23 protein-coding genes and 3 tRNA genes are annotated in these 25,079 nt (G+C 57.9%); 15 read left to right on the top strand and 11 right to left on the bottom strand.

Features of this window, described 5'->3' with window-relative positions; genetic code table 11:
• Positions 1-27 precede the first annotated feature (27 nt).
• Both BMZ32_RS04300 and BMZ32_RS04305 read right to left on the bottom strand, forming a co-directional pair.
• Positions 28-1,773, bottom strand: a complete 1,746-nt coding sequence (locus tag BMZ32_RS04300; RefSeq protein WP_139213935.1) for a PglL family O-oligosaccharyltransferase — start codon at positions 1,771-1,773, stop codon at positions 28-30.
• 147 nt (positions 1,774-1,920) lie between these two features.
• Positions 1,921-2,346, bottom strand: a complete 426-nt coding sequence (locus BMZ32_RS04305) for a pilin (protein ID WP_090240039.1) — start codon at positions 2,344-2,346, stop codon at positions 1,921-1,923.
• 222 nt (positions 2,347-2,568) lie between these two features.
• Between BMZ32_RS04305 and pilB the strand changes: the two genes are divergently transcribed.
• From pilB to yacG, 5 genes are all read left to right on the top strand, one after another.
• The gene (gene pilB / locus BMZ32_RS04310) at positions 2,569-4,272 is read left to right on the top strand and encodes a type IV-A pilus assembly ATPase PilB (protein WP_090240042.1); all 1,704 of its coding nucleotides are present in this window, start codon (positions 2,569-2,571) and stop codon (positions 4,270-4,272) included.
• A gap of 3 nt (positions 4,273-4,275) precedes the next feature.
• Complete coding sequence (locus tag BMZ32_RS04315) at positions 4,276-5,493, top strand: type II secretion system F family protein (RefSeq protein ID WP_090240044.1); 1,218 nt, start codon at positions 4,276-4,278, stop codon at positions 5,491-5,493.
• 3 nt (positions 5,494-5,496) lie between these two features.
• Positions 5,497-6,366 (top strand): prepilin peptidase, encoded by an 870-nt coding sequence (locus BMZ32_RS04320; protein ID WP_090240046.1) that lies wholly within the window; start codon positions 5,497-5,499, stop codon positions 6,364-6,366.
• 325 nt (positions 6,367-6,691) lie between these two features.
• Entirely contained in the window at positions 6,692-7,321 is a 630-nt protein-coding gene (gene coaE / locus BMZ32_RS04325; protein WP_090240047.1) for a dephospho-CoA kinase, read from the top strand.
• Complete coding sequence (gene yacG / locus BMZ32_RS04330) at positions 7,318-7,518, top strand: DNA gyrase inhibitor YacG (protein WP_090240049.1); 201 nt, start codon at positions 7,318-7,320, stop codon at positions 7,516-7,518. Before coaE ends, yacG begins: the two co-directional genes overlap by 4 nt.
• A gap of 55 nt (positions 7,519-7,573) precedes the next feature.
• Here yacG and BMZ32_RS04335 read toward each other — a convergent pair whose 3' ends face one another.
• Positions 7,574-7,789 carry a hypothetical protein gene (locus tag BMZ32_RS04335; protein WP_090240050.1) on the bottom strand — a complete coding sequence of 72 codons (216 nt, stop codon included), beginning with the start codon at positions 7,787-7,789 and terminating at the stop codon, positions 7,574-7,576.
• Between the two features lie 104 nt (positions 7,790-7,893).
• Complete coding sequence (locus BMZ32_RS04340; RefSeq protein WP_090240052.1) at positions 7,894-8,583, bottom strand: energy-coupling factor ABC transporter permease; 690 nt, start codon at positions 8,581-8,583, stop codon at positions 7,894-7,896.
• Between the two features lie 141 nt (positions 8,584-8,724).
• On the opposite strand from BMZ32_RS04340, the gene BMZ32_RS04345 reads away from it, so the two are divergent.
• From BMZ32_RS04345 to BMZ32_RS04360, 4 genes are all read left to right on the top strand, one after another.
• Positions 8,725-9,354, top strand: coding sequence for a DUF1780 domain-containing protein (locus BMZ32_RS04345; protein WP_090240053.1), 630 nt, complete (start codon positions 8,725-8,727; stop codon positions 9,352-9,354).
• Complete coding sequence (locus tag BMZ32_RS04350; protein ID WP_090240055.1) at positions 9,351-9,845, top strand: MOSC domain-containing protein; 495 nt, start codon at positions 9,351-9,353, stop codon at positions 9,843-9,845. Before BMZ32_RS04345 ends, BMZ32_RS04350 begins: the two co-directional genes overlap by 4 nt.
• Positions 9,846-9,927: 82 nt before the next feature.
• Entirely contained in the window at positions 9,928-10,101 is a 174-nt protein-coding gene (locus BMZ32_RS04355) for a DUF3094 family protein (RefSeq protein WP_090240056.1), read from the top strand.
• Positions 10,102-10,164: 63 nt separating this feature from the next.
• The gene (locus BMZ32_RS04360; protein ID WP_090240058.1) at positions 10,165-11,466 is read left to right on the top strand and encodes an NAD(P)/FAD-dependent oxidoreductase; all 1,302 of its coding nucleotides are present in this window, start codon (positions 10,165-10,167) and stop codon (positions 11,464-11,466) included.
• Between the two features lie 120 nt (positions 11,467-11,586).
• Here the strand turns inward: BMZ32_RS04360 and BMZ32_RS04365 are convergent.
• The 3 genes from BMZ32_RS04365 to BMZ32_RS04375 all read right to left on the bottom strand — a co-directional run bounded on the left by BMZ32_RS04365 (position 11,587) and on the right by BMZ32_RS04375 (position 11,829).
• Positions 11,587-11,662 (bottom strand) — tRNA-Lys (locus tag BMZ32_RS04365).
• A gap of 5 nt (positions 11,663-11,667) precedes the next feature.
• Positions 11,668-11,744, bottom strand: a tRNA-Pro gene (locus BMZ32_RS04370).
• A 9-nt stretch (positions 11,745-11,753) separates the two neighbouring features.
• Positions 11,754-11,829 (bottom strand) — tRNA-Asn (locus BMZ32_RS04375).
• Between the two features lie 212 nt (positions 11,830-12,041).
• Here BMZ32_RS04375 and BMZ32_RS04380 point away from each other — a divergent pair.
• Both BMZ32_RS04380 and BMZ32_RS04385 read left to right on the top strand, forming a co-directional pair.
• Positions 12,042-14,375: a DUF1631 domain-containing protein gene (locus tag BMZ32_RS04380; RefSeq protein WP_090240060.1), complete on the top strand. Its 2,334-nt coding sequence runs from the start codon at positions 12,042-12,044 to the stop codon at positions 14,373-14,375.
• 9 nt (positions 14,376-14,384) lie between these two features.
• On the top strand, positions 14,385-14,720 hold the full coding sequence (locus tag BMZ32_RS04385) for a PilZ domain-containing protein (RefSeq protein ID WP_090240061.1): 336 nt from the start codon (positions 14,385-14,387) through the stop codon (positions 14,718-14,720).
• Between the two features lie 80 nt (positions 14,721-14,800).
• Here the strand turns inward: BMZ32_RS04385 and clpB are convergent, their stop codons facing one another.
• From clpB to rluD, 3 genes are all read right to left on the bottom strand, one after another.
• Positions 14,801-17,365: an ATP-dependent chaperone ClpB gene (gene clpB, locus BMZ32_RS04390; protein WP_090240063.1), complete on the bottom strand. Its 2,565-nt coding sequence runs from the start codon at positions 17,363-17,365 to the stop codon at positions 14,801-14,803.
• A 168-nt stretch (positions 17,366-17,533) separates the two neighbouring features.
• On the bottom strand, positions 17,534-18,259 hold the full coding sequence (pgeF, locus tag BMZ32_RS04395; RefSeq protein WP_090240065.1) for a peptidoglycan editing factor PgeF: 726 nt from the start codon (positions 18,257-18,259) through the stop codon (positions 17,534-17,536).
• Positions 18,260-18,263: 4 nt separating this feature from the next.
• Positions 18,264-19,238, bottom strand: coding sequence for a 23S rRNA pseudouridine(1911/1915/1917) synthase RluD (gene rluD, locus BMZ32_RS04400; protein ID WP_090240066.1), 975 nt, complete (start codon positions 19,236-19,238; stop codon positions 18,264-18,266).
• Between the two features lie 158 nt (positions 19,239-19,396).
• On the opposite strand from rluD, the gene BMZ32_RS04405 reads away from it, so the two are divergent.
• The 4 genes from BMZ32_RS04405 to BMZ32_RS04420 all read left to right on the top strand — a co-directional run bounded on the left by BMZ32_RS04405 (position 19,397) and on the right by BMZ32_RS04420 (position 23,804).
• On the top strand, positions 19,397-20,377 hold the full coding sequence (locus BMZ32_RS04405; protein ID WP_090240068.1) for an outer membrane protein assembly factor BamD: 981 nt from the start codon (positions 19,397-19,399) through the stop codon (positions 20,375-20,377).
• A 262-nt stretch (positions 20,378-20,639) separates the two neighbouring features.
• Positions 20,640-20,885: a PP0621 family protein gene (locus tag BMZ32_RS04410; RefSeq protein ID WP_090240069.1), complete on the top strand. Its 246-nt coding sequence runs from the start codon at positions 20,640-20,642 to the stop codon at positions 20,883-20,885.
• Entirely contained in the window at positions 20,875-22,464 is a 1,590-nt protein-coding gene (locus tag BMZ32_RS04415) for a sensor histidine kinase (protein WP_090240071.1), read from the top strand. Before BMZ32_RS04410 ends, BMZ32_RS04415 begins: the two co-directional genes overlap by 11 nt.
• A 2-nt stretch (positions 22,465-22,466) precedes the next feature.
• Positions 22,467-23,804 (top strand): sigma-54-dependent transcriptional regulator, encoded by a 1,338-nt coding sequence (locus BMZ32_RS04420; protein WP_090240072.1) that lies wholly within the window; start codon positions 22,467-22,469, stop codon positions 23,802-23,804.
• 83 nt (positions 23,805-23,887) lie between these two features.
• Here BMZ32_RS04420 and thiO read toward each other — a convergent pair whose 3' ends face one another.
• Positions 23,888-24,988, bottom strand: coding sequence for a glycine oxidase ThiO (gene thiO / locus BMZ32_RS04425; protein WP_090240074.1), 1,101 nt, complete (start codon positions 24,986-24,988; stop codon positions 23,888-23,890).
• Between the last annotated feature and the right edge of the window lie 91 nt (positions 24,989-25,079).

Below are 25,079 nucleotides of genomic sequence, written 5' to 3' on the forward strand. Positions count from 1 at the left end.
GAAAGGAGCACAACAAACTCAAAAAAATTACTTATTGCTAAGCGGTAAAGAAACAACATTCATTTCAGGATTCCCAGCCCGCGCCAAAGTTCTCCAATCACTGATTACCGCAGCGCATGCTTTAGCCGACCTTAGATTGCATATCACTTGTAGGGCCCAGCGTGCCTCTTCGGGTCGGTTATTCAAAGCAGCGCTTTGAGCATATCGAAAAAGCCCACCGACCGCGGGATAGCGCTGGACAGCGCGACGCACCCTCTCAAGATCCTCATCACCAATGTCTCGATGCGGATCAGTGCGAAGCAGCTCAAGCGCTTCTTGCAAGAATCCTAAGACTAAGATTTTAGGCGACTTAGGAGTCTCTGCACCCGCTATACGAGCGGCAACCATTCGATGAGCAGTCAAATCTATTTCTATCAATCTATAGTCACGGAACATAAGTCCGAGCAATACAGCAAATACAACACCCACAAAAACTACACATCCTCGCGGCAACAGCACTGCAATTTTCATCGGAAAATAAGCGCTGGCGACCCCAACCATAATGCCCACCGGTAAATAGAAAAATGCATATAGGTGAGGCAGTTCAAGCATGGCATGAATCAAGAAGACGCCCAGAGCTGCAAGAATTATCCAATGAGTCTCTTTTGTTGCTCTACGAATCTGCCTCCACCACCACCAGAGCACCCCAACAATAATCCCTCCTCCTAGTAAAACCCCGCTCCACAACAACATATCTAGGAAAAAATTATGAGTTTGCCCCATAACTTCGCCGAGCCCAGAGTACCTATCCGAGATCAACACGTGAGCCGTCACCACCTGGTTCCAGCCGTAACCAGTGATCGGATGCATAGCCAACGCCTCTAAAGCCATCGTCCAGAACACTGGGCGAATCCCCACACTCAAGATATCTCGACTAATAGCACCAAATAAAAACTCGCCAACCACTGGCACCGCGACCGAGAGAAAGGCTAACCATCCGCCGAGGATTGCGACAACAAGTAACCGACATGATAAAAACTCAGAACGCCCAAAAATAACGACCATAACGCCGAGAAAAATTGCCTGAAGGCTGCCGGTCCGTGAGCCGGTCAGAACCAAACCGAGCAAGAGGAACGCAGCGCCAAAAGCAGCAATACCCACTCCTATAGCCTGTCTACTACCGCCCCACCAGAGCCCCACCATCCCCCAAACCAAAAGCGTAGCTAAATTATTGGCCTGCCCGACATTTGCAACGGCACGCAGCCCCCCGACGTCTATAGATGGCAACAGTACTCCCCACCCTCCGAGAGCAAGCCACTGATAAAGCGCAAGCCCTGTTGAAAACAGAGCGGCTACAACCAGACTGGCAAATAAGCTATCCATTAGCTTATGGCGCTGGCACAGCTGGCCCCACTGCCCCAGTGACACAGAAGCCGCAAAAGCCAACATACAGATGACTTGTAAGACTGCCTCGCCAGGGAAGAGCAGCAAACCGAAAGTCGAATGACCTAAGGGAATGGCAGAAATAGCCACAAGCATCAATACCAGTCGACTCACTGGCCAACGTAGCCTCGAAGCAATAATTGCCCACCCCAGTAGCGCAAGCAGCATAGCCGCCATCAATAGCTCACTGTAAAACGTCGTCCAAGGGTCCGAGTGCGTTGGCAATAACCAAGGCAATGATGCACCGACTACCCATAACAACCAGCCCACCCCCACTGGCTGACCTAAACCATCTTTAGTCACAACAGGGGTGGCGAAGCCAGCGTTGCAAGTGGCCAGTTTAATTTTCACTTTTAGCCAACCCGCTTATTGAAAAAAATCACCGATGGGCTGCTGGAAACTCTACAAGCCCTTACCTGACAGCTTTAACCTACCAAACAAAAATGCGGCCCGAAGGCCGCATTTCCTAAAACCAAATCAATCTACGCTAAATACTTACTAACGGCATTCCGAAGGCAAATATTTTGCGAGCATTCCGCTACCACCTGCGCAACCCCACTTAAGTTGGCCAGCTGCAACAGTCGTCGGAGTCAGAACAATGGTGCCAGTTGCGTTTGGCACGCTTGAGGTGATCGTAACAACACCAGTTGTGTCGGTGATTGCTACGTTAGAGACGTATTTGGTAGCGCCGGGGAATGTATAACCCGAGTTCGAAGCAGTTACAGAAGCCAACGCACCAAGAGAAGACGCTGTTTCAGCAACTGCAAGCTTAGCAGGAGCCCCCATAACAATTACTTCACTCATCTTAGCGCGAGTGGTGTAATCCTGATACGCCGGCAGTGCAACAGCAGCCAAAATACCGATAATCGCCACAACGATCATCAATTCAATCAGGGTAAAGCCTTTTTGCATTTGAGCTTTCATAGAAGCATCTCCTTAGTGTGTATAGGTCGACGACCTAAACCTGAGAATGCAGCTCGCATGCCAACCTCCCATGCCGCCGTAATCCGGGCTCTCGGATAAGCACGCTGGTCAGCCACCATTGCAACGCCGGCACTAACTGCCGTTTTTTGTCACCTTAGCCTGTTGTATTTGGCAGCCCTTAAGCATCTAAGCTATAAGGCATGCATTGTTATGGAGCCTGTGATGAACGATAGCGTGTCCCTTACCGGCCTGGCCCGGCAGATGGTGTTAGCGGAGCTGCTGGATGAAAAAGCGGCGCAACAAGCGCAAGCCCAGGCGCAGCGCAACAAGCTGTCGCTGGTCACCTACCTAGTGCAGAACAAACTGGTAAAGAGCCGAGTGCTGGCCGAGCTGGCCAGTGATCAGTTCGGCGTATCCTTTGTCGACCTAAATGCCCTCGATAAAGAAAGCCTACCTAAAGATCTGGTGACCGAAAAACTGGTGCGCCAGCACCGCGTGCTGCCGTTATGGCGCCGGGGTAATAAGCTGTTTGTCGCAGTCTCCGACCCCACCAACCACCAAGCCATTACCGACATTCAGTTCAGCACCGGGATGAACACCGAGGCCATTCTGGTTGAGGATGACAAGCTCGGCGAGGCCATCGATAAGTTTTTCGATTCCGCCACCAGCGGCATGGAAGACCTGGCCGACATCGACCTCGACAGCCTGGATGTCGAGGCGGTTAATGACGAAACCGAAGCGGCAGGCGACGGCAATTCGGCCGACGACGCACCAGTGGTGCGCTTTGTTAACAAGATGCTGCTGGATGCGATTAAAAAGGGCTCCTCCGACCTGCACTTCGAGCCTTATGAGAAGACCTATCGCGTGCGCTTTCGCACCGACGGTATTTTGCAAGAAATCGCCCGCCCCCCTATACAGCTATCACCACGCATCTCTGCGCGTTTAAAAGTGATGGCCGGCCTGGATATTTCCGAACGGCGCAAGCCGCAGGATGGGCGCATTAAAATGCGCATCTCGAAAACCAAATCCATCGACTTCCGCGTCAGCACCTGCCCAACGCTATGGGGCGAGAAGATCGTGATGCGGATTCTTGACTCTGCCAGTGCGCAGATGGGCATCGACGCGCTGGGCTATGAGGAGTCGCAAAAAGAGCTGTACATGGCGGCGCTCAAGCAGCCGCAGGGCATGATTCTGGTGACCGGCCCGACCGGCTCCGGCAAAACGGTATCGCTATATACCGGCTTGAACATCCTCAATACCGTCGACGTGAATATCTCCACGGCTGAAGACCCGGTAGAAATCAACCTGGAGGGCATCAACCAAGTCAACGTCAACCCCAAGCAGGGCATGGACTTTACCGCGGCACTGAAAGCCTTCCTGCGTCAGGATCCGGACATCATCATGGTCGGCGAGATTCGTGACCTGGATACCGCCTCTATCGCCATCAAGGCGGCACAAACCGGGCACATGGTGATGTCGACCCTGCACACCAACAGCGCGGCTGAAACCCTGACCCGCCTGCGCAATATGGGCGTGCCGTCGTTCAACATCGCCACCTCGGTGAACCTGATTATCGCCCAGCGCCTGGCACGCAAACTGTGCATCAGCTGCAAGAAGGAAATCCAGATCCCCCGCGAGACCCTGCTGGAGGAAGGCTTCCCGGAAGACAAAATCGGCACCTTCAAGATTTACGAGCCGGTTGGCTGCGAAAATTGCAACGGCGGTTACAAAGGCCGTGTCGGGATTTATGAAGTGGTTAAAAACACGCCGGCGCTGCAGCGGATTATCATGGAGGAAGGCAACTCGATTGATATCTCCATCCAGATGCGCAAAGACGGCTTTAATGACTTGCGAACCTCAGCCTTGCTGAAGGCCATGCAGGGCGTGACCAGCCTCGCTGAAGTGAACCGCGTGACAAAGGACTAACTGATGGCCGTTAAAGCACTAAAAACCAGCACCTTCGCCTGGGAAGGCACCAACAAGCAGGGTGCCAAAATAAAAGGTGAAGCCAGCGGCCAGAACCCAGCACTGGTAAAAGCGCAACTGCGCAAGCAGGGCATCAACCCGACCAAGGTGCGCAAAAAGTCTACCTCGCTGTTTAGCGCGGGGAAAAAGATTAAACCGATGGACATTGCGCTGTTTGCCCGGCAAATGGCCACGATGATGAAGGCCGGCGTGCCGCTACTGCAGTCTTTTGACATTATTGCTGAGGGTGTGGACAACCCGAATATGCGCAAGCTGGTGGATGACATCAAACAGCATGTGGCGGCGGGTAATAGCTTTGCGGCCTCACTCAGAACGCGCCCCGAATACTTTGATGACCTGTTCTGCAACCTAGTCGATGCAGGCGAGCAAGCAGGCGCACTGGAAAACCTACTGGACCGTGTAGCCACTTACAAAGAGAAGACCGAAGCACTTAAAGCTAAAATCAAAAAAGCCATGAACTACCCTATTGCGGTGGTACTGGTGGCGGTGATCGTTTCGGCTATTTTGCTGATCAAAGTGGTACCGCAGTTTGAGTCTGTATTTGCCAACTTTGGCGCTGAACTGCCGGCGTTTACTCAGTTTGTAATCGGCATTTCGCAAGCCCTGCAAAAGTGGTGGTTTATCATTCTGATTGGTTTCTTTGCTTCAGGTTTTGCTTTTATTGAAGCTAAGAAACGCTCGGAGAAACTCCGTAACTGGCTCGACCGCACAGCACTGAAAGCACCGATTGTCGGTGATATCATCTACAAATCATCTGTCGCTCGCTACGCCCGCACCCTGGCTACCACCTTCGCTGCCGGCGTACCGCTTGTAGAAGCCCTGGACTCTGTAGCCGGCGCAACCGGCAATATCGTGTTCAAGAATGCTGTGAATAAAATCAAGCAGGATGTCAGCGCCGGTATGCAGCTGAACTTCTCCATGCGCAGCACGGCGGTATTCCCCTCTATGGCCATCCAAATGACCGCCATTGGTGAAGAGTCCGGCGCGCTGGACATGATGCTGGATAAAGTCGCCAGCTATTACGAGGCCGAGGTCGACAACGCCGTCGATGGCCTTACCAGCCTGATGGAGCCGCTGATCATGTCAGTACTCGGCGTGCTGGTCGGCGGCCTGATCATTGCCATGTACCTGCCTATCTTCCAACTCGGTGCTGTTGTTTAACCTATGTCCGTAATCGACTTTTTGGTCAGCCATGTGCTGGCCTTTGTTTTATGCGCGCTCCTGATCGGCTTACTGGTCGGCAGTTTTCTCAATGTCGTGATTTACCGCCTGCCAAAGATGATGCAGCGTGATTGGCGCGAGCAGGCCCGTGAGATTTTGCAACTGCCTGCTGAAGCCCAGTCAGTCACATTCAACTTAGTACTGCCGAACTCGCAATGCCCGCACTGCACCCATGAAATAAAGCCCTGGGAAAACATCCCGGTTATCAGCTATCTGTTTCTGCGTGGCAAATGCTCCAGCTGTAAAGCACCGATCAGCCTGCGTTACCCGCTGGTTGAGCTGACCTGCGGTTTGCTCTCGGCTTATGTCGCCTGGCACTTCGGTTTTACCTGGCAGGCCGGCGCGATGCTACTGTTGACCTGGGGCTTGCTCGCGATGAGCCTGATCGATGTTGACCATCAACTGTTGCCGGATTCGCTGGTACTGCCACTGCTGTGGCTCGGTTTGATTGCCAACAGCTTCGGTTTGTTTACCAGCCTGGAAGATGCACTCTGGGGCGCGATTGCCGGCTACCTGAGTTTGTGGTCGGTGTATTGGCTGTTCAAGCTGGTTACCGGCAAGGAAGGCATGGGCTATGGCGACTTCAAGCTGCTGGCCATGCTCGGCGCCTGGGGTGGCTGGCAGGTATTGCCGCTGACCATTTTGCTGTCGTCATTGGTGGGTGCGGTACTCGGCCTGATCATGCTGCGCCTGCGCAACGCCGAAACCAGCACACCGATCCCGTTCGGCCCTTATCTAGCGATTGCCGGCTGGATTGCCCTGCTCTGGGGCGAGCATATCACCGCCAGCTACCTGCAGATTGCCGGCTTCTGATACGGCACAGCAACCCAAACTGCATCTGGGCTGCTGAAGTAATCCGTAGGGTGGGTTAGGCGCGAACCAGGATCACGCAAACACCATCGGCTCTCAACGCGCCGTAACCCACCATGGCGGTCTACCGAGAAAATCCAATGGTGGGTTACGCAGCGCTCGAATGGCGTGGCGTACCCATAATCAGCACTAGCGCCGCTAACCCACCCTACAAAAGCAGGGGCAAGCAAATCACGGCCCGCTACCTGCGGATTGCCGGGCTCTAGGTTCGTGGCGGATTGTTCGCTTCGCTCCTGAATCCGCCCTACAATCGCGCCCTGAATCACCGATGCGAGCGCGCACCTTGAGCACAAAACCCTGGATTCTTGGCCTTACTGGCGGCATCGGCAGCGGCAAGAGTGCTGTCGCCCAACACTTTATCGACCTGGGCGTGCATTTGGTCGACGCTGACCATGCGGCGCGCTGGGTGGTTGAGCCAGGCAAGCCGGCGCTGGCGAAGATAGTCGAGCACTTCGGCACGCAGGTTTTGCAAGCCGATGGCCAGCTTGATCGCACCGCCCTGCGCAAGCGGATCTTTGCTGATGTGGCAGAGCGACGCTGGCTCGAAGTGCTCTTGCATCCATTGATCGGCCAGGAAATCGCCCAATACCTGGCGCGCGCCGAATCACCCTACGCCATTCTGGTATCGCCATTGCTGGTGGAGTCCGGCCAACACCAACTGACCCAGCGCATACTGGTGGTGGATGCGCCGGAGCACCTGCAAATAGAGCGCACCATGGCCCGCGACCAAAGCTCCAGCGAACAGGTGCAGGCCATTCTCCAGGCCCAAGCCAGCCGCGAAGAACGCCTGCGCCATGCACACGATGTATTGCTTAACGACCAAGACCTGCACGGACTGCAAGCCGAAGTGGAACGACTCCACGCTTTCTATCTAACCCTACGCGGAGGCCAAGCATGAGCACCCCCACCTTAGTCCCCTGTCCTACCTGCAGCGCGTCCGTCGAGTGGGGCCCACAAAGCCCGAGCCGGCCCTTCTGCTCGGAACGCTGCAAGCTGATTGACCTCGGCGCCTGGGCCTCGGAAGAGCATGCGATCCCCGGCAACCCTCTGGAAGACGATCTATTTTCGGGTGAACTGCCACCGCGCGAACACTAAACAGGCCGTTGAACGCGCTGGCGAAGCAGGCAGGGCTTTAATCGCCGGCTACTCGTCAGGGTCGCATAAAGCTGTAATCACGCTCGTCATCGAGGTTATCGGCGAGAAATTGCAGCTCTGCGGCCAGATCTGTCGCACTTCGCGCCGCCCGACTACGCTCGATAACGGCGCTGAGTAATGCCCGCAACGCCATGGCCTGATCGAAGCCTTGCGCCTCGACACCCTGCAGACTCTGCTCGATTGCCTGCCTTGCCCAGTGATGTACACCCATCTCACGCCCTCCTGATTGATGCCACCACGATGAGCCCTAATAGCTCGCGCGGCTTGATCCACATCAACACGCACAGCGCGATCAAGCCGCTGAAGGCCGCACCATCAGCGCGACGGATCGTCATCCTTCCACGGCGCGGCGAGATAACGCGTGCGGTTGAAGGTTTCTAGCCAGTCCGGGTAGAACACCACCAGCGCCGTCACCAGCATGCCGTTGATAAACGCCTCAGGGAAAATCACCAGCCAGAGGTAGCCGATAAAGTCCTCCAGCCAGGGCGGCATCGGGAACAACCCGTCCAGCCAAAGCACGGCGAAGGCGGTGGCGATAAACACTAACGCTGCCAGCGCTGCAGCAAAGAAGCCGTTAAACAGGATGTAGACGAACAGATTACGCGGCTGTTTTTTCTCGACCCACAGTGCACAGGCCTCGGTCACCCACACAGGAATCACCACCAGCAGCAAACCGTTGACGCCCAGCGCCGCTAAATCCTGCCGCCCCAGCGCCAGCAACCCCAGCTGGGCAACTAACCCCACCAGCATGGCCAGCGGCCAATCCAGCAATAAGGTGACCGCCGTCATGCCAATAAAATGATAGGACAGCCCCGAGTCGAAATCCCGACGTATCAGCCACAGCACGAACAGCGCCAGTGCCGTGCCGCCCAACAGATGCTGGCGACGCATGTCACTGCAGAGCTCGACCCAGGGTGCACGCCAGATGGCCCAACATAGCAGCGGTAGATAGACCAGCCAGCCCAGCAACTGACTGGTGAAAGACAACAAGTGCGCGGCAATCATCCAAACAACCCCCATACACGCGTGTTGATCCTAGGCAGTCTACAACCGCCACCAGCACAATCACCCAACCTGCGACAAAAAGCCTGAAACAACCGCAGCAGAGGGTACCAACACACCTGCCGCGCAGGCTAAGCTGAAGCCATGGACGACTCAGACTACCTGCGCCTACTGACGCACCAGGCCGAACAAGCCAACGCTTTCCTCTCCAACGCGCGCAAGTGGGAGCGTGAGCGTTGGGTCTGCCAACGCCTGCTACAAGCCTTGAATGTCAGCCACCGCCTAGATGAGTTCAGCGCCGCAGACCACGAGCCGCCGGACGTATTGTTCCGCGACGCCCGCTTTGAAGTGTTCTTCGTCCTCGACGAGGGCCGCCGCCTCAATGATGAATGGCGCGCCGAGTTGGAGCGCCGACGCAGCGCGTTCTCCATCAGCCAACTGGTGCGCCGTGAAGCCAAGCCGAGGCGTATTGCCGCGGCTAATCTGCAACAGCGGCTGACGCCAACCCTGCGCAAAAAAGCCCATAACTACCAAGAGCGCGGCCTCGACCTAGGCGAACTGGACCTGCTCGCCTACGTCAACCTGAAACGCGCCGTGCCAGACTTCAACAGCCACTTCCCACCGCCGACCGAATTTCTCCGTCAGGGCTGGCGCTCACTGTCACTGGTGGGTCCGACCTTTGCCCGCGTGCTGTTCGCGCACCCGGATGCACCGAGCTTTCTGCGTAACAATCTCGGCCGCAGCGTGCTGTTTGATGTGGGCATCAGCCTGTGAGCCCCTTGCACGAGTTACTCGCGACCGTGCCGCAACAGGGCTGCGTGCGCTGGATTGGCGTGCGCCCTGCCTCACGAGCGACGATGATCGAACTGGACGCCGTGGAAGCGCGCCGCGAAGCCGGCCTGACTGGCGACCACAGCCGGCCAGGACCGCGCAATGCCCGGCAAGTGACCCTGATCCAATGGGAACATTTGGCGGTAATCAGCGCCCTAATGGGTCGCACTGCCGAGAACCCAATTACCGCGCATGAACTGCGGCGCAATATCGCCATCAGTGGGATCAACCTGTTTAGCCTCAAAGGCCGGCGCTTTCGCCTCGGCCAAGCGATTCTGGAATCCACTGGCTGGTGCCAACCCTGCGCAAAGCTAGAAGAGCAGCTAGGGCTCGGCACATTTCAGGCCATGCGTGGCCACGGCGGAATTACTGCGCGCGTGTTACAAGGGGGGATTATTCGCCTGGATGATGCCTTGCGCGTTGAGCCGTTATAAGCTGCGCAGCTAGAATGCCCAACGCCCCAGCCCGCAATCGCCCCTACTCAATTGCAAACGCCCCCCTTTACTCGAGGCACACATGACCAGCCGCCTGAACCCTGATGATCAAAAACGTGTCGAGCAATACCTCAGTGCTCCACAGCATCAGGTCGAGCGCCAGCCGTTCAAGGTTTGGCGGCTGCTGCTGATCATCGTGGTGATCACGATTGGCCTGGGCCTGCTGAGCCGCCTTCTGAGTCGCCTGGTGCTATGAGCTGCTTAGCGCTCGCCCACACCGACTCACCGTCTTTCCTTAAAAGCCTTGTGAGCGTGTCGAATGACTCATCAAATCGTAATTGTCGGCGGTGGCGCCGGCGGACTGGAGCTTGCTACCCGCCTAGGTAGAACCTTGGGTAAACGCGGCCAAGCCAAGATCACCCTGGTCGACGCCAACCTGACGCATATCTGGAAGCCATTACTGCACGAAGTAGCCGCCGGCTCGCTGAACTCTTCTGGCGACGAACTGAACTACGTGGCCCAGGCCAAGTGGAACCACTTCGAGTTTCAGTTGGGGCGTATGCACGACCTCAATCGCGCGAACAAACGTATTAGCCTATCGGCCACCCTGGATGAGCACGGCCAGGTATTGGTCCCCGCGCGCGCGCTGAGCTATGACAGCCTGGTCATCGCCGTCGGCAGTACGACCAATGATTTCGGCACTGCCGGCGCTGCCGAGCACTGCCTGTTTCTCGACACACGCGAGCAGGCTGAGCGTTTTCACCACCAACTGCTCAACCACTACATGCGCGCCCACGCCAGCCAGAGCGAAACGACTGAGCTGATTAATGTCGCGATTGTCGGGGCCGGCGCCACGGGGGTCGAACTGGCGGCCGAACTGCACCATGCGGCGCGTGAGCTGGCGGCCTACGGCCTGGATCGAATCAGCCCGGAAAACATGCGCATCACCCTGATCGAAGCCGGCCCGCGCGTATTGCCCGCCCTGCCTGAACGCATCAGCCAGCCAGTGCACAAAACTCTGGAGAAGCTCGGCGTCACCGTACTCACCGGTGCCGCTGTCAGCCAGGTCACCCGTGAGGCGCTGCATACCGCACAAGGCCAGATCATCCCGGCCACGCTGAAAGTATGGGCGGCAGGGATTCGCGCACCTGACTTCCTCAAAGCGCTGGATGGCCTGGAAAGCAACCGGATCAACCAACTGCACGTAAGGCCGACCCTGCAAACCACCTTGGACGACGACATCTTCGCCTTCGGTGATTGCGCCGCCTGCCCGCAACCAGGCAGCGAAGGACGCAACGTACCGCCGCGCGCACAGGCCGCGCACCAACAGGCCTCACTGCTCGCAAAATCGCTGAAGCTTCGCATCGAGGGCAAGACGCTGGCGGAATACCGCTACCGCGATTACGGCTCACTGATCTCGCTGTCGACTTTTTCGGCGGTCGGCAACCTGATGGGTAATCTGACTGGCAGCGTCATGCTCGAAGGCTGGCTGGCGAGAATGTTCTACGTATCGCTCTACCGCATGCACCAGATCGCCCTGTATGGCGTGACCCGCACGCTGTTGATGATGCTGGGCGATCGCATCGGCCGCAGCACCGAACCGCGCCTGAAACTTCACTGAATCCCCGCGCGGGCAAGGACAAGCCTTGCCCGCCAGCACAACAGAGAACGAAAATATCAAATCGCAGACAATAAAAAACCCGCACTAGGCGGGTTTTTTATCATTCAAGCATGCTTGAAATGGTGGGTCGTGTGGGATTCGAACCTACGACCAATTGGTTAAAAGCCAACTGCTCTACCAACTGAGCTAACGACCCAAAAATGGTCGGGGTAGGGGGATTCGAACTCCCGACATCCTGCTCCCAAAGCAGGCGCGCTACCGGACTGCGCTATACCCCGATGAAAGATTGGCTCCGCGACCAGGACTCGAACCTGGGACCCAATGATTAACAGTCATTTGCTCTACCGACTGAGCTATCGCGGAACTACTTGCTTCCTTTCTCATAAAACCGAACCGCTTGTTAATTCGTTTCGCTTGTCTGAGGCGCGCCATTTTACGGTTTATCGTAAACCTGTCAACCCCTAAAATTGCTTTTAGTACAATGATTTGCAGCTACGTGATGGGCTGCTATATCTTCACTATGTCTGTGTTCATTGCAGGACGCATCTGCCGCAAGGCCTCAGTCAGGAAAGTCCATGAGTAACCAGGGCACACCGCCGACCCCACCCTCTTCTATGCAGACTCTTGCTAATCGTGGCATTCAGCCACGCTTCGGTGAGCTGGTGCAAAGCTGCCGCAAGCTGGTGATGAACCGCTTGGCCGAACACCTCACAGGCGTCTTCGCCCAGGTCGACGACACGCTATTTGAGTGCGCCGAAAAAGCTGAGAACAATCAGGTACAAACACTGTTTTTCGACAACATGCGCGAGATCCGCAAGCAGCGCCCACAAATAGAACGCAGCTACCATAAGCAGATCGCGCAGAACCTCTCCGACTTCCTCGAAGGCACACTTAAGCCGCCAGCCAGCGCCAGCGAGCTGGATGTCGAACAAATGGCCTTAGTGCAAAACGAGGATTATGAAGAAAGCCTGCAAGTCACCAACATGGTCAGCCGGGTCAAGGCACGCTGTGCGCAACCGCTATTCGCCTTAGAGCAACGCCTGGCTTTGCTGAATAACGGCCAGAAGCTGGGCGAAGACAGCAACCCCTTCGGCCCACAGATGATTGCCCAGGCGTTCCGTGACGCCCTGGCCCCATGCCCGTTCCCGCTGCGTATAAAGGTCATCCTCTATACACTGTTTGACACCCACGTCATGCAGAGCCTGGACAACATCTATAGCGCACTGAATCAACGCCTGATCGAAGCGGGCGTGCTGCCTAACCTAAAGTACAGCGCGCAGCGTAACAACCAGCTCGCACGCCCCAAGGCAACGCCGGCTGCAGCCCAAGCCGAACAACCGGCCGAGAGCAGCCGCAGCGTTAGCAGCGGCGCTGGGCAGCAGCACAACGCCGGCAACACCGATCTCAGCGGCCCTCCGCCCAGCGACCCGCTGGAATTGCTGGGCAGCCTAGCAACCCTACTGAGCGAACATCGCCAGCGCGACATTGATGCCCCCTTACTCGGCGGCACCCGTAGCATTGCCAGCTTTACCCCACGCGAAGCGACCAGTACCTACAGCGCCTCGGCCCTGCTGGACGCACTCAATCGCATGCAGCAGCACTCGGCCAGCGACCTATCGCAACGCCTGCACCACCCACAGCAAGTTGAAGGCCTGAAGGCCGATTTGCAGCAACAGCTGGAGGCCCACAGCGCGCTGCCAGGCCAGCAGAAGGTGTCCGACCAGGAAGCCGACGTGATCGACTTGGTCGGTATGTTATTCGACTTTATTCTCGACGACGACAACCTGCCCGACACATGTAAGACCACCCTGTCGCACCTGCACACCCCTTATCTAAAGGTGGCCCTGCAGGATAAGGCGCTGTTCACCCAGCATCACCACCCTGCCCGCCGCCTGCTCAACAGCATGGCCCAGGCGGGCGTGCTGTATGGCAGCGAAGGGGATGAACGCGGCCTGCTGGCCAAGATGCAGTGGGTGGTCGAACGTGTCATTCATGATTTCCTGGGCGACTTGCAGCTGTTTGATGGCCTACTGGAGGAATTCAATGAGTTCGTCGGCACCCTCAGACACAAGGTCGAGTTGCGCGAGCGCCGCGCAGTAGAGGCCGCAAAAGGCCGCGACAAGCTGCTCGGCGCTCGTCAGAACGCGGTAGAGGTCATCGCCAATAGCCTGAGCAATCGCCAGCCGCCCAGCATTATTCGTAACTTCCTCGAACTGACCTGGGCCGACGTACTGGTATTCGTGTTGCTGCGCAATGGCGAGCGCAGCCCAGAATGGCAAAGCGCCTGCGAGGCGGCCGAGCAGCTAGCCTGGAGCGGTACCCTGCTCGACGAAGCCGGGCGCGAGCGCTTACAGAAGCTGCGCGTGCCGCTGCTCGAAGACTTGCGCAAAGGCCTGGAGCTGCTCGGCGGCTATCACGAAGCAGGCATACGTCGCCTGCTGCAGGACCTAGTGGCCTGTCAGCATGCGGTACAGGCCAAACAACCGCAGGTGGCCGCCAAACTCCAACCCAGCCTGCCAGAAAGCCCGCTGGCCGCCATGCTTGGCGAAGACGCCGCACTGGCGACCCAGGCACCGCGTGAGTCGACACTCTCCGCCCGCGCCCAAGCGCTGGCCAAAGAGTTGGGCCATATCGAGTTCGGAACCTGGTTTGAGTTTGTCACGGGCGAGCAAGTGCGCCTACTCAAGCTGTCCTGGTTCAGCCCAACAACACGCAATTACATGTTTGTCGACCAGAGCGGCCAGCGCGTGGCCATCAAACCACTCACCCAACTGGCCACTGAAATGGAACAAGGGCTGGCGCGCATCGTCACCCCTGAACGAGGCGCACCGCTGGTGGACCGCGCTCTTACTGCTATTTACCGCGTGCTGCAGCGTTTTACCGGGCGCACGGCCGAGTCTCAAGAATAAGGAACTCGTATGAATGACGAACGTCGCCTGCATAGTCGGCATAACGCCGACGTGCAGCTAGAGGTCTTTGACTTGCACTCAGGCCAACGCCTGGGCCGCATAGTCGACCTCTCTGCTGATGGCTTTATGTTGTTTAGCGACACCCCGCTGGCTGCCGACGAACTGGTGGAGTGCCGCCTAGTCAGTGAACAGCTGATTGATGGCGTGGGCGAAATAACCCTAGGCGCCGACTGCCTCTGGAGCCGCCCCGGCGCTGACGGCCAGCACTGCTGGGCCGGCTTCCATATTATTGATCTGGCCGAGGATCAGGCCGCCGCCTTGGAAGTCCTACTCAAACACCTTTAACCCTGACAAAAAACACCCCGGTCAGTGCACGCTGAACCGGGGTGTTTTTTATTAGGCGAATTTAATGCCGCTAATCACAATCAGTCGAAGACGATCTCATCACCCTCAACGCGACCGCTGACGCAGCTGCCCGGAGCGAACTTGCCCGCCAGAATTAACTGCGCCAAGGGGTTCTCAATCCAGCGCTGCACGGCACGCTTGAGCGGACGCGCGCCGTACACAGGGTCATAACCAATGGCAATCAGCTTATCCATCGCTTCGTTCGACAGCTCCAAATTAAGCTCACGCTCAGCCAGACGCTCACGTAAACGACCCAGCTGGATCTGCGCAATACCGGCAATTTGATCACGGGCCAGTGGCTCGAAAATCACCACCTCATCGATACGGTTGATAAATTCCGGGCGGAAATGCGTGCTTACCGCATCCATCACCGCCGCGCGCTGCGCTTCACGATCGCCAACCAGCTCCTGGATCTGCGCGGAACCAAGGTTGGAGGTCATCACGATCACGGTGTTTTTGAAGTCCACGGTGCGGCCGTGGCTATCCGTAAGGCGACCGTCTTCCAGCACCTGCAACAGCACGTTAAATACATCCGGGTGAGCCTTCTCCACCTCATCCAGCAGAATCACTGAATAGGGCTTGCGGCGTACGGCCTCGGTCAAGTAACCGCCCTCTTCATAACCGACATAGCCTGGTGGCGCGCCGATCAGCCGCGCCACGGAGTGCTTCTCCATAAACTCGGACATATCGATACGCACCAGCGCGTCTTCGGTGTCAAACAAGAACTCAGCCAGCGCTTTGCACAGCTCGGTTTTGCCGACCCCGGTCGGGCCCAGAAACAGGAACGAGCCACTCGGCCGGTTCGGATCAGAAAGCCCAGCACGCGAACGCCGCACCGCATTGGAAACAGCCACCACAGCCTCATCCTGACCAATCACGCGCTGATGCAGCAGGCCTTCCATTTTCAGCAACTTATCGCGCTCACCTTCAAGCATCTTGCTCACAGGAATGCCGGTCCACTTCGACACCACTTCGGCGATTTCTTCTTCGGTGACCTTACTGCGCAGCAACTGATTATCTTTTTTGCCGTGCTGATCGACCATTTGCAGGCTGCGCTCCAAGTCTGGAATAACGCTGTACTGCAATTTAGCCATTTGCTCCAGATCACTTTTACGCCGCGCCGCTTCCAGCTCCTGACGGGCCTGCTCAATTTTCTGCTGAATCTGCGCAGAGCCTTGCACCTCGGCTTTCTCCGCTTTCCAGATTTCTTCGAGGTCGGCGTACTCACGCTCCAGGCGTGCGATGTCTTCTTTCAGCTTTTCCAGGCGCTTCAAAGCCGCCTCATCATCTTCTTTCTTCAACGCCTGACGCTCGACCTTGAGCTGAATCAAGCGCCGCTCCAGGCGATCAAGCACTTCCGGCTTGGAGTCGATCTCCATGCGAATGCGGCTGGCCGCCTCGTCAATTAAGTCTATGGCCTTGTCTGGCAACTGACGGTCAGTGATGTAGCGATGGCTCAACTTGGCCGCCGCGATAATCGCACCGTCAGTGATGGCCACCTTGTGGTGCACTTCGTAGCGCTCTTTAAGGCCGCGCAAGATGGCGATGGTGTCTTCTTCGCTCGGCTCATCGATCAACACTTTCTGGAAGCGCCGCTCCAGCGCCGCATCTTTTTCGATGTACTGGCGATACTCATTGAGCGTGGTCGCGCCCACGCAATGCAGTTCGCCACGAGCCAGGGCCGGCTTGAGCATATTGCCGGCATCCATCGAGCCCTCGCCTTTACCGGCGCCGACCATGGTGTGCAGTTCGTCGATAAACAGAATGATTCGCCCTTCCTGCTTGCCTAACTCGTTGAGTACCGCCTTAAGGCGCTCTTCGAACTCACCACGGAACTTGGCACCGGCGATCAGCGCCCCCATGTCCAGCGACAACACACGCTTGTCTTTCAGGCCATCCGGCACCTCGCCATTGACGATGCGCTGGGCCAAGCCCTCGGCAATCGCCGTTTTGCCCACGCCCGGCTCACCGATCAGCACCGGGTTGTTCTTGGTACGACGCTGCAACACCTGAATGGTGCGGCGGATTTCATCATCACGGCCAATCACTGGGTCGAGCTTGCCTTCCTCGGCACGCTTGGTCAGGTCAACGGTGTACTTATCCAGGGCCTGACGGTTTTCTTCGACGTTGGGGTCATTCACCGCATCGCCGCCACGCAGGTTAGTCACGGCGTTTTCCAACGCCTTACGGCTGACGCCCTGGCCGAGCAACAGCTTACCCAGCTTGGTGCTGTCATCCATTGCGGCCAGCAGTACCAGCTCGCTGGAGATGAATTGATCGCCCTTCTGCTGCGACAAGCGATCGGCCTGATTGAGCAGGCGCGCTAAATCCTGCGACAGATTTACGTCGCCGGAGGGGTTCTGGATCTTGCCCAGCTGATCCAGCTCTTTGCCTAGGGCTAGACGCAGGCTATTAACGTCGAAACCAACCTGCATCAGCAGCGGCTTGATCGAGCCACCCTGCTGTTCGAGCAGAGCCTGCATCAGGTGCAGCGGCTCAATGGCCGCATGATCAAGGCCCACGGCCAAGGATTGCGCATCGGATAGCGCGAGTTGCAACTTGCTGGTTAAACGATCAATACGCATAAATAATCAGCCCTCGGAGTGGAAGCAGGCCGGCGCACTGAATCGCACCCAAACAGAAAGCCTGCGAGATGAAGAGTAGATAAGGTCGATTGTGCGCGTTTCAAGCCAAGCGGCGTTGATGAGGATCAGTAAAGCGTGAGCCGGCATAGAACTGCACGGGCTAAAAAGTCAGTTGCCCAGCCAGATCAAACTGGCAAAGCGTCCGGTTTGCGCCGAGCGGCGGTAGGAGAAAAAGCGCGGGTCGGTAACGGTACAAAAATCGCCACCATAAACTGCGTCGACACCAATAGCTGCCAGACGAATGCGCGCCAGCTGGTAGATATCCGCCATAAACTTGCCCGGATTGATGCTCGGCTGGAAGGCTGCCGCTGCTTGCGCATGCTGGCCGATAAAGGCCTCACGCACTTCCGTACCCACCTCAAAGGCCTGCGGCCCAATCGCTGGGCCCAACCAGACCAACACCTGATCCGCCGGCACGTCCAGCTCACCCAAGGTGGCCTCCAGCACGCCGCCGGCCAGTCCGCGCCAGCCAGCATGAGCGGCAGCTACGCGAGTGCCGGCGCGATCACAGAAAAGTGCCGGCAAACAATCGGCGGTCATTACCGTGCAGGCTACGCCCGGCGTATGGGTCCAGCTGGCGTCGGCCTCGAGCACTGCTGCAGGATTGGCTTCAACCACCGCAACCCCATGCACCTGCTGTAACCAAGCCGGCTTACAGCCCAGCAGACTGACCAAACGCTGGCGGTTTTTAGCGACCGCCTGCAGGTCATCGCCGACATGATCACCCAAATTAAGCGAGTCATACGGCGCAACGCTGACACCCCCGCTGCGGGTGGTGACTGCGGTTTTAACTTTGGCCGCTGCGGGCCATTGCGGCATCAACCAATCGTGCATCGGGTCACCCAATAAATGCCTCGCGGTCCTGGCGCAATAGCGTCAGCAACCAGACAAAGTCATCCGGCAATGGCGATTGCCACTTCATCCGCTCACCTGTTATCGGATGGTCCAGCTCAAGGAAGCGCGCATGCAACGCTTGGCGCGGGAACTCCTTGAGGGTCTGCACCATGCTTGGGTTGGCTGCCGGCGGAATACGGAAACGCCCGCCGTAAACCGGATCACCAACCAGTGGATAACCGATATGGCTCATGTGCACACGGATCTGGTGAGTGCGCCCGGTTTCCAGCTTGACCCGCGCATGAGTATGCGAGCGATAGCGCTCTAGCACCCGGTAATGGCTCACCGCCGGCTTACCGCCATCGCTTACTGCCATACGCTGACGCTGCGACGAGCTGCGGCCAATCGGGGCATTGATCTTGCCGCCAGCGGTAATCACACCAATCACAATGCACTCGTAGATGCGGCTAACCGAGCGCTTCTGCAGCTGATCGACCAGACGGGTCTGCGCCTCGATAGTCTTGGCCACCACCATCAAACCGGTGGTGTCCTTGTCCAGGCGGTGCACGATGCCCGCACGCGGCACATTGATGATGTCCGGCACGTGGTGCAGCAAGGCGTTGAGCAAGGTGCCATCGGCGTGCCCGGCAGCCGGGTGCACCACCAGGCCGGCAGGCTTGTCGATGACCAGGATCTGATCGTCTTCATAGACGATGTTCAGCGGGATGTCCTGGGCAACCCACTCACCCTGGGCTTCCTGCTCGGCCTTGAGTGCCAGCAGCGAACCGCCATGGACGATGTCGCGCGGGCGCAAGACCGCACCATCGACGGTCAGCAGACCCTCTTTGATCCAGGCAGACAGACGCGAACGCGAGTGCTCAGCGAACAGGAGTGCGGCGACTTGGTCGAGGCGTTGACCGCCCATGTCATAGGGCACCTCGGCGTTCAGTTCAATAATCTGCTTATTAATAGAGGGCATGCTCGGCAACGGCGGGAAAGTCTGAAAGGTCTAGCCTTTGGTTTCGGCTACACGCTTGTGGTTAAATACGGCGTCTTTGCCCCAGGGGTACCGGGGGCGCTCATCATAACAGGACGGCTTTGCTCAAGACAGCCGCCGTCACAGGGACGCAAGCCGCCATGCAAGTGAAACACCTGCTGCTGATCGCAATCCTCGCCCTCACCGCCGCCTGCTCATCGAAACAGGTGGTTGACGAAAACCTCAGCGAGGCCGAACTCTACCAGCAGGCACAAGCCGACCTGGACAATAGTAGCTACACCGCCGCGGTGGCCAAGCTCAAGGCGCTGGAGTCACGCTATCCGTTCGGCCGTTACGCCGAGCAGGCTCAGCTGGAGCTGATTTACGCTTACTACAAGAACGTTGAGCCGGAAGCCGCAAAGTCCGCCGCCGATCGCTTCATCCGCCTGCACCCACAGCACGCCAACGTCGATTACGCCTACTACCTCAAGGGTCTGGCATCCTTCGACCAGGACCGTGGCCTGATCGCCCGCTTCGTGCCGCTGGACATGACCAAGCGCGACCCAGGTGCGGCTCGCGACTCTTATAACGAGTTCGCCCAACTCACCAGCCGCTTTCCGAGCAGCCGTTACGCCCCGGACGCCAAGCAGCGCATGATTTACCTGCGCAACCTGCTGGCAGCCTATGAAATCCACGTAGCGCACTACTACCTGACTCGTAACGCCTACGTCGCAGCCGCCAACCGCGGCCGCTATGTGGTGGAAAATTTCCAGGAAACCCCGGCAGTCGGTGACGGCCTGGCGGTGATGACCGAGGCCTACCTGCGCCTGACCCTGGATGACCTGGCAGCTACCAGCCTAGAAACCCTTAAACTCAACTACCCGGATCATCCAAGCCTGGTCGACGGTCAGTTCGTGCCGCGCGAAGAAGAAGCCGATACGCGCTCCTGGATAGCCAAGGCCACCTTGGGCCTGATCGAAACCGACACGCCGCTGCCGCCAGGTGAAACTCGCGCCAGCCAAGACGTCATCCGCCAGTACGAAGATGCCGAAGAACTGATCCCGGACGAACTGAAAACCGACGCAGCTGAAGCACCGAGCCGCTCTTGGTTCAGCTACATGACGTTTGGTTTGTTCGATTAAGTACCTGCAGCAAATAAAAAGGGAGGCTCAGGCCTCCCTTTTTCATACCTGTAGAACGGACGGAATAGGTCAAGATTAGGCCAGGCCTATCACCACCCCATGTACAGCATGGCCTGACCAGCCCCAACAAGCCTACCCGCCACCAAACGGGACGACCATATACCTGCCAATACGCATAACAACGCCTGGGTCACTGTTTGAGCGCTGGGCGCATGCGGATGGGTTAGCTAAACTGCTCGCCTGCCGATAAGAAGAGAGCGCCATGGGCCTGTTCCGCTTGCTGTTCTGGATTGCCATCATTGCTGCCGCTTTCTGGCTGTGGCGCCGCTTAGCCCGATCTTCAGCGACGCACGCGGAAAAACCTGACGCAATGCCGAAAGCAGCACCTATGGTGCGCTGCCAGCACTGCGGCATCCATGTCCCCCGCGATCACGCACTGGCGAAGGGCGAGAAGTGGTTCTGCAGCCAAGCCCACCTAGAGCAAGGCTCACAATCCAGTGAGCACTGATTTCGCCCTGAGCGGCGAACAAAGCTGGCGGATTCTGCGGCTTTACCACCTGTACCGCCTGATTATCGGCATTACCTTAGCGACGCTGGTCTCCAGCGACCTTGATTCACAACTGCTGGACATGGCGCATCCAGCACTGTTCCGCAATGGCAGCTGGCTGTACCTGGCGCTCAACGTCCTGATCATCGCCACCGTGCGCCGCCCCAAACGCCTGGCGCAGGTATTCAGCCTGGCCTTGGTCGATGTGATTTTGCTCTCCGGCCTGTTCTATGCCGCTGGCGGTACGCCCAGCGGCATCGGCAACCTACTGATTGTCGCCGTGGCCATCACCAACATTCTCTTACGCGGCCGCATCGGCCTATTAATTGCGGCCGTTGCGGCAATTGGCATGATCTACCTGACGTTCTACCTCAGCCTAAGTCGCCCGGCTGCTTCTGCGCAGTACGTGCAAGTCGGCGCGTTCGGCGCGCTGTGCTTTGCTGCCGCACTGTTTGTGCAAGGCCTGACCCGTCGCCTACAACTCAGTGAAAACCTGGCCGAGCAGCGCGCCGCCGACGTCGCCAACCTGGAAGCACTCAACGCGCTGATTCTACAACGCATGCGCACGGGCATTCTGGTACTGGATGAATTGCACCGCGTGCTGCTGATCAACGAAGGCGCCAAGCTCCTGCTGGGGCATGCCGACCTGACCGGAAAAATCCTCGACCCGCATTGCCCACAACTGATCAAACGCATGCAACAGTGGCTGCACAACCCCAGCCTACGCCCTGCTAACCTGCAAGCAAAACCTGACGGGCGCCTGCTGCAGCCGAGTTTTATCGCCCTGCAACGCGACAAACATAAGCACACGCTGATCTTCCTCGACGACATTTCGCAGATCGCCCAGCAAGCGCAGCAACTCAAACTCGCCTCGCTCGGTCGCCTGACCGCCGGCATCGCCCACGAGATTCGCAACCCACTTGGAGCCATCAGTCATGCCGCACAGCTGCTGCAAGAATCGGAGGAACTGCAAGGGCATGACCTGCGCCTGGCGCAGATCATTCAGGATCACTCGCGGCGCATGAACCTGGTGATTGAGAACGTTCTACAACTCTCGCGGCGGCGCCAGGCCGAGCCGCAATTACTCGATCTCAAGTACTGGCTGCACCGTTTCGCCAGTGAGTTTCGCAGCAGCGCTGCGCCGAACCAAACGCTGCATCTGGAAACCAGCAACGGCAGCATCCAGACCCGCATGGACCCGCACCAGCTCACCCAGGTATTGAGCAACCTGGTGGAAAACGGCCTGCGCTACAGTGCGAAGAACAACAAGCACGGGCAAGTTTGGCTGAAGCTGTTCCGCGACCCCAGCAGTGAGCTACCCGTACTCGAGATACTCGACGACGGCCCTGGTGTGGCCGAAGAACAACTGCATCACCTGTTCGAGCCCTTCTACACCACAGAAAACAAAGGCACCGGTCTGGGCCTGTATATTTCCCGCGAGCTGTGCGAAAGCAACCAAGCCCGCCTCGACTACAAACCTCGTGAAGGTGGCGGCAGCTGCCTACGCATCACCTTCGCCCACCCGCGTAAACTGAGCTGACCATGACCCGCCAGAGAGCCCTGATCGTCGATGACGAACCCGATATTCGCGAACTCTTGGAAATCACCCTGGGGCGCATGAAGCTCGACACCCGCAGCGCACGCAACGTCAAAGAAGCCCGCGAATGGCTGGCCAAGGAACCCTTTGATCTTTGCCTGACCGACATGCGCCTGCCTGACGGTACCGGCCTGGAGTTGGTGCAACATATTCTGCAGCGCCACCCGCAAGTGCCGGTGGCGATGATCACCGCTTATGGCAGCCTGGACACCGCGATTAACGCCCTGAAAGCCGGCGCATTCGACTTTCTAACCAAGCCAGTCGACCTCGGCCGATTGCGCGAACTGGTCGCGGCCGCATTGCGCCTGCGCAGCGCCGATGGCGAAGAGCTGCCTGTCGACAGTCGCCTGCTCGGCAACTCACCACCGATGCAGTCCTTGCGCAAACAGATTCTCAAACTGGCCCGCAGCCAAGCGCCGGTGTACATCAGCGGCGAATCCGGCAGCGGCAAGGAGCTGGTGGCGCGACTGATCCACGAACAAGGGTCGCGCTGCGAGCAACCTTTCGTACCGGTCAACTGCGGCGCAATCCCCACCGAACTGATGGAAAGCGAGTTTTTCGGCCACAAGAAAGGCAGCTTTACCGGCGCCATCGAAGACAAGCAGGGCTTATTCCAGGCCGCCAACGGTGGCACCTTGTTCCTCGACGAGGTGGCCGACCTGCCGCTGCCGATGCAGGTCAAACTGCTGCGCGCCATTCAGGAAAAAGCCGTCCGCGCAGTCGGCGGTCAGCAAGAGCTGATCGTCGATGTGCGTATTCTCTGCGCCACCCACAAAGACCTCGCTGGGGAAGTCGCCGCCGAACGCTTCCGCCAAGACCTCTATTACCGCCTCAACGTCATCGAGCTGCGCGTACCCGCCCTGCGCGAGCGCCGCGAAGACATTGCCCTGCTCACCGACAGCGTGCTCAAGCGCCTAGCCGAAGGCACCGGCATAAGCGCCGCCAAGCTGGATGATGATGCACTTGAAAAGCTCAAGAGCTACCGCTTCCCCGGTAACGTGCGCGAGCTAGAGAACATGCTCGAACGTGCCTATACGCTGTGTGAAGACGATCGCATCACGGCCAGTGACCTACGCCTGGCCGACTGCAACCCCAACAGTGAAAACGGCGAAAGCAATCTCGCGCAGATCGATAACCTGGAAGACCACCTCGAAATCATCGAGCGAAAATTAATCATGCAGGCTCTGGAAGAAACCCGCTGGAACCGCACCGCCGCCGCGCAGCGCTTAGGCCTTAGCTTCCGCTCAATGCGCTACCGCCTCAAAAAGCTTGGCATCGACTGAATTAAATCCGCTCAACGCGCAGGCAAAGCTGTGTTCACTGTGAGAGCAGCTTTAGCCGCGAGCTTCTAGAGCTCAGCCAACACTCACCCCGCCAACCCCAGCCGTCCAGTAGGGGCATAAGGGGCTGGGTCGACAATCGGCTCACGCCCCAGCATCAAGTCTGCGAGTAATTGGCAGGACGCCGGCGCCAGAACCAAACCATTGCGGTAATGCCCGCAATTCAGCCATAAGCCCTCATGCCCAGGTACCGGCCCGATATACGGAATGCCTTCAGGCGAACCCGGCCTCAACCCCGCCCAGTGCCCCACCACCTCGGCATCAGCCAAAGCCGGCAACAGCTCAACTGCCGAGGCTTTGAGGCTTAGCAATGCCTCCTCGGTCGTGGTTTTGTCGAACGCGGCATGCTCCAGCGTACTACCAATCAGAATATGACCATCACGCCGCGGAATCGCATAACGCCCGTTGGCCAGCACCATGGCGGGCAAAAAGTCCTCGGCGCACTTGTACAAAATCATCTGTCCCTTGACCGGCACTACCGGCAACTCGATACCAAGCGTCTTCATCAACTCACCGCTCCATGCACCGGCCGCGAGCACCACCTGATCGGCCTGCATATCACCCTGCGCAGTCTGCACCCCTGTGATGCGCCCACCGTCGAGAATAAAACCACTGACCGCACACTGCTCATGCACGGTGACATTTGGCATCTGCTGCAGCGCTGCCCGCAACGCCTTGACCAGACGTGGATTGCGCACATTGGCCACGTCGGCCATCTGCAGTGCACGACCAAAGCCCGCTGCCAACGCCGGTACCGCACGTTGCACGGCCGCCATATCAACCGACCGCAGCGCCCGCCCTTCCCGCTTCGCCCAAGCTAACGCATCGGCGTCATCGTCAAGGTCCAACCAGTACAACCCCGTGACATACACCTCAGGATCAATCTGCGTTTGCGCCAATAACTGCTCAGCCAGGCGCGGATAAAAATCCTGCGACCAATGCGCCAGCGCAGTGACGGCAGGACTGTAACGCCACGGATACAACGGCGAAACAATGCCACCGCCAGCCCAGGAGGATTCACGCCCTGCCTCTCTGGCCTCGACGAGCCCAACCACCTTCCCGGTGACCGCCAGCTGCATGGCCGACAGCAAGCCGATCACCCCTCCCCCGACAACCAGAACATCCATCACATTCGCCACCTTAAAACTTGCTGCATTTAACAACAGCGTCTAAACAAAAAGAGGCCAGGAAGGCCAACACAACTAGAGGGATGAAGAA

The organism is Pseudomonas guineae (assembly GCF_900113745.1).
Taxonomy (GTDB): Bacteria; Pseudomonadota; Gammaproteobacteria; order Pseudomonadales; family Pseudomonadaceae; genus Aquipseudomonas; species Aquipseudomonas guineae.

Excerpts from the sequence above, each read along its gene's own strand:
- BMZ32_RS04305 (WP_090240039.1), bottom strand. The coding sequence starts at position 2,346 with ATGAAAGCTCAAATGCAAAAAGGCTTTACCCTGATTGAATTGATGATC.
- pilB (WP_090240042.1), top strand. The coding sequence starts at position 2,569 with ATGAACGATAGCGTGTCCCTTACCGGCCTGGCCCGGCAGATGGTGTTA.
- BMZ32_RS04315 (WP_090240044.1), top strand. The coding sequence starts at position 4,276 with ATGGCCGTTAAAGCACTAAAAACCAGCACCTTCGCCTGGGAAGGCACC.
- BMZ32_RS04320 (WP_090240046.1), top strand. The coding sequence starts at position 5,497 with ATGTCCGTAATCGACTTTTTGGTCAGCCATGTGCTGGCCTTTGTTTTA.
- coaE (WP_090240047.1), top strand. The coding sequence starts at position 6,692 with ATGCGAGCGCGCACCTTGAGCACAAAACCCTGGATTCTTGGCCTTACT.
- yacG (WP_090240049.1), top strand. The coding sequence starts at position 7,318 with ATGAGCACCCCCACCTTAGTCCCCTGTCCTACCTGCAGCGCGTCCGTC.
- BMZ32_RS04335 (WP_090240050.1), bottom strand. The coding sequence starts at position 7,789 with ATGGGTGTACATCACTGGGCAAGGCAGGCAATCGAGCAGAGTCTGCAG.
- BMZ32_RS04340 (WP_090240052.1), bottom strand. The coding sequence starts at position 8,583 with ATGATTGCCGCGCACTTGTTGTCTTTCACCAGTCAGTTGCTGGGCTGG.
- BMZ32_RS04345 (WP_090240053.1), top strand. The coding sequence starts at position 8,725 with ATGGACGACTCAGACTACCTGCGCCTACTGACGCACCAGGCCGAACAA.
- BMZ32_RS04355 (WP_090240056.1), top strand. The coding sequence starts at position 9,928 with ATGACCAGCCGCCTGAACCCTGATGATCAAAAACGTGTCGAGCAATAC.
- BMZ32_RS04360 (WP_090240058.1), top strand. The coding sequence starts at position 10,165 with ATGACTCATCAAATCGTAATTGTCGGCGGTGGCGCCGGCGGACTGGAG.
- BMZ32_RS04380 (WP_090240060.1), top strand. The coding sequence starts at position 12,042 with ATGAGTAACCAGGGCACACCGCCGACCCCACCCTCTTCTATGCAGACT.
- BMZ32_RS04385 (WP_090240061.1), top strand. The coding sequence starts at position 14,385 with ATGAATGACGAACGTCGCCTGCATAGTCGGCATAACGCCGACGTGCAG.
- clpB (WP_090240063.1), bottom strand. The coding sequence starts at position 17,365 with ATGCGTATTGATCGTTTAACCAGCAAGTTGCAACTCGCGCTATCCGAT.
- pgeF (WP_090240065.1), bottom strand. The coding sequence starts at position 18,259 with ATGCACGATTGGTTGATGCCGCAATGGCCCGCAGCGGCCAAAGTTAAA.
- rluD (WP_090240066.1), bottom strand. The coding sequence starts at position 19,238 with ATGCCCTCTATTAATAAGCAGATTATTGAACTGAACGCCGAGGTGCCC.
- BMZ32_RS04405 (WP_090240068.1), top strand. The coding sequence starts at position 19,397 with ATGCAAGTGAAACACCTGCTGCTGATCGCAATCCTCGCCCTCACCGCC.
- BMZ32_RS04410 (WP_090240069.1), top strand. The coding sequence starts at position 20,640 with ATGGGCCTGTTCCGCTTGCTGTTCTGGATTGCCATCATTGCTGCCGCT.
- BMZ32_RS04420 (WP_090240072.1), top strand. The coding sequence starts at position 22,467 with ATGACCCGCCAGAGAGCCCTGATCGTCGATGACGAACCCGATATTCGC.
- thiO (WP_090240074.1), bottom strand. The coding sequence starts at position 24,988 with ATGGATGTTCTGGTTGTCGGGGGAGGGGTGATCGGCTTGCTGTCGGCC.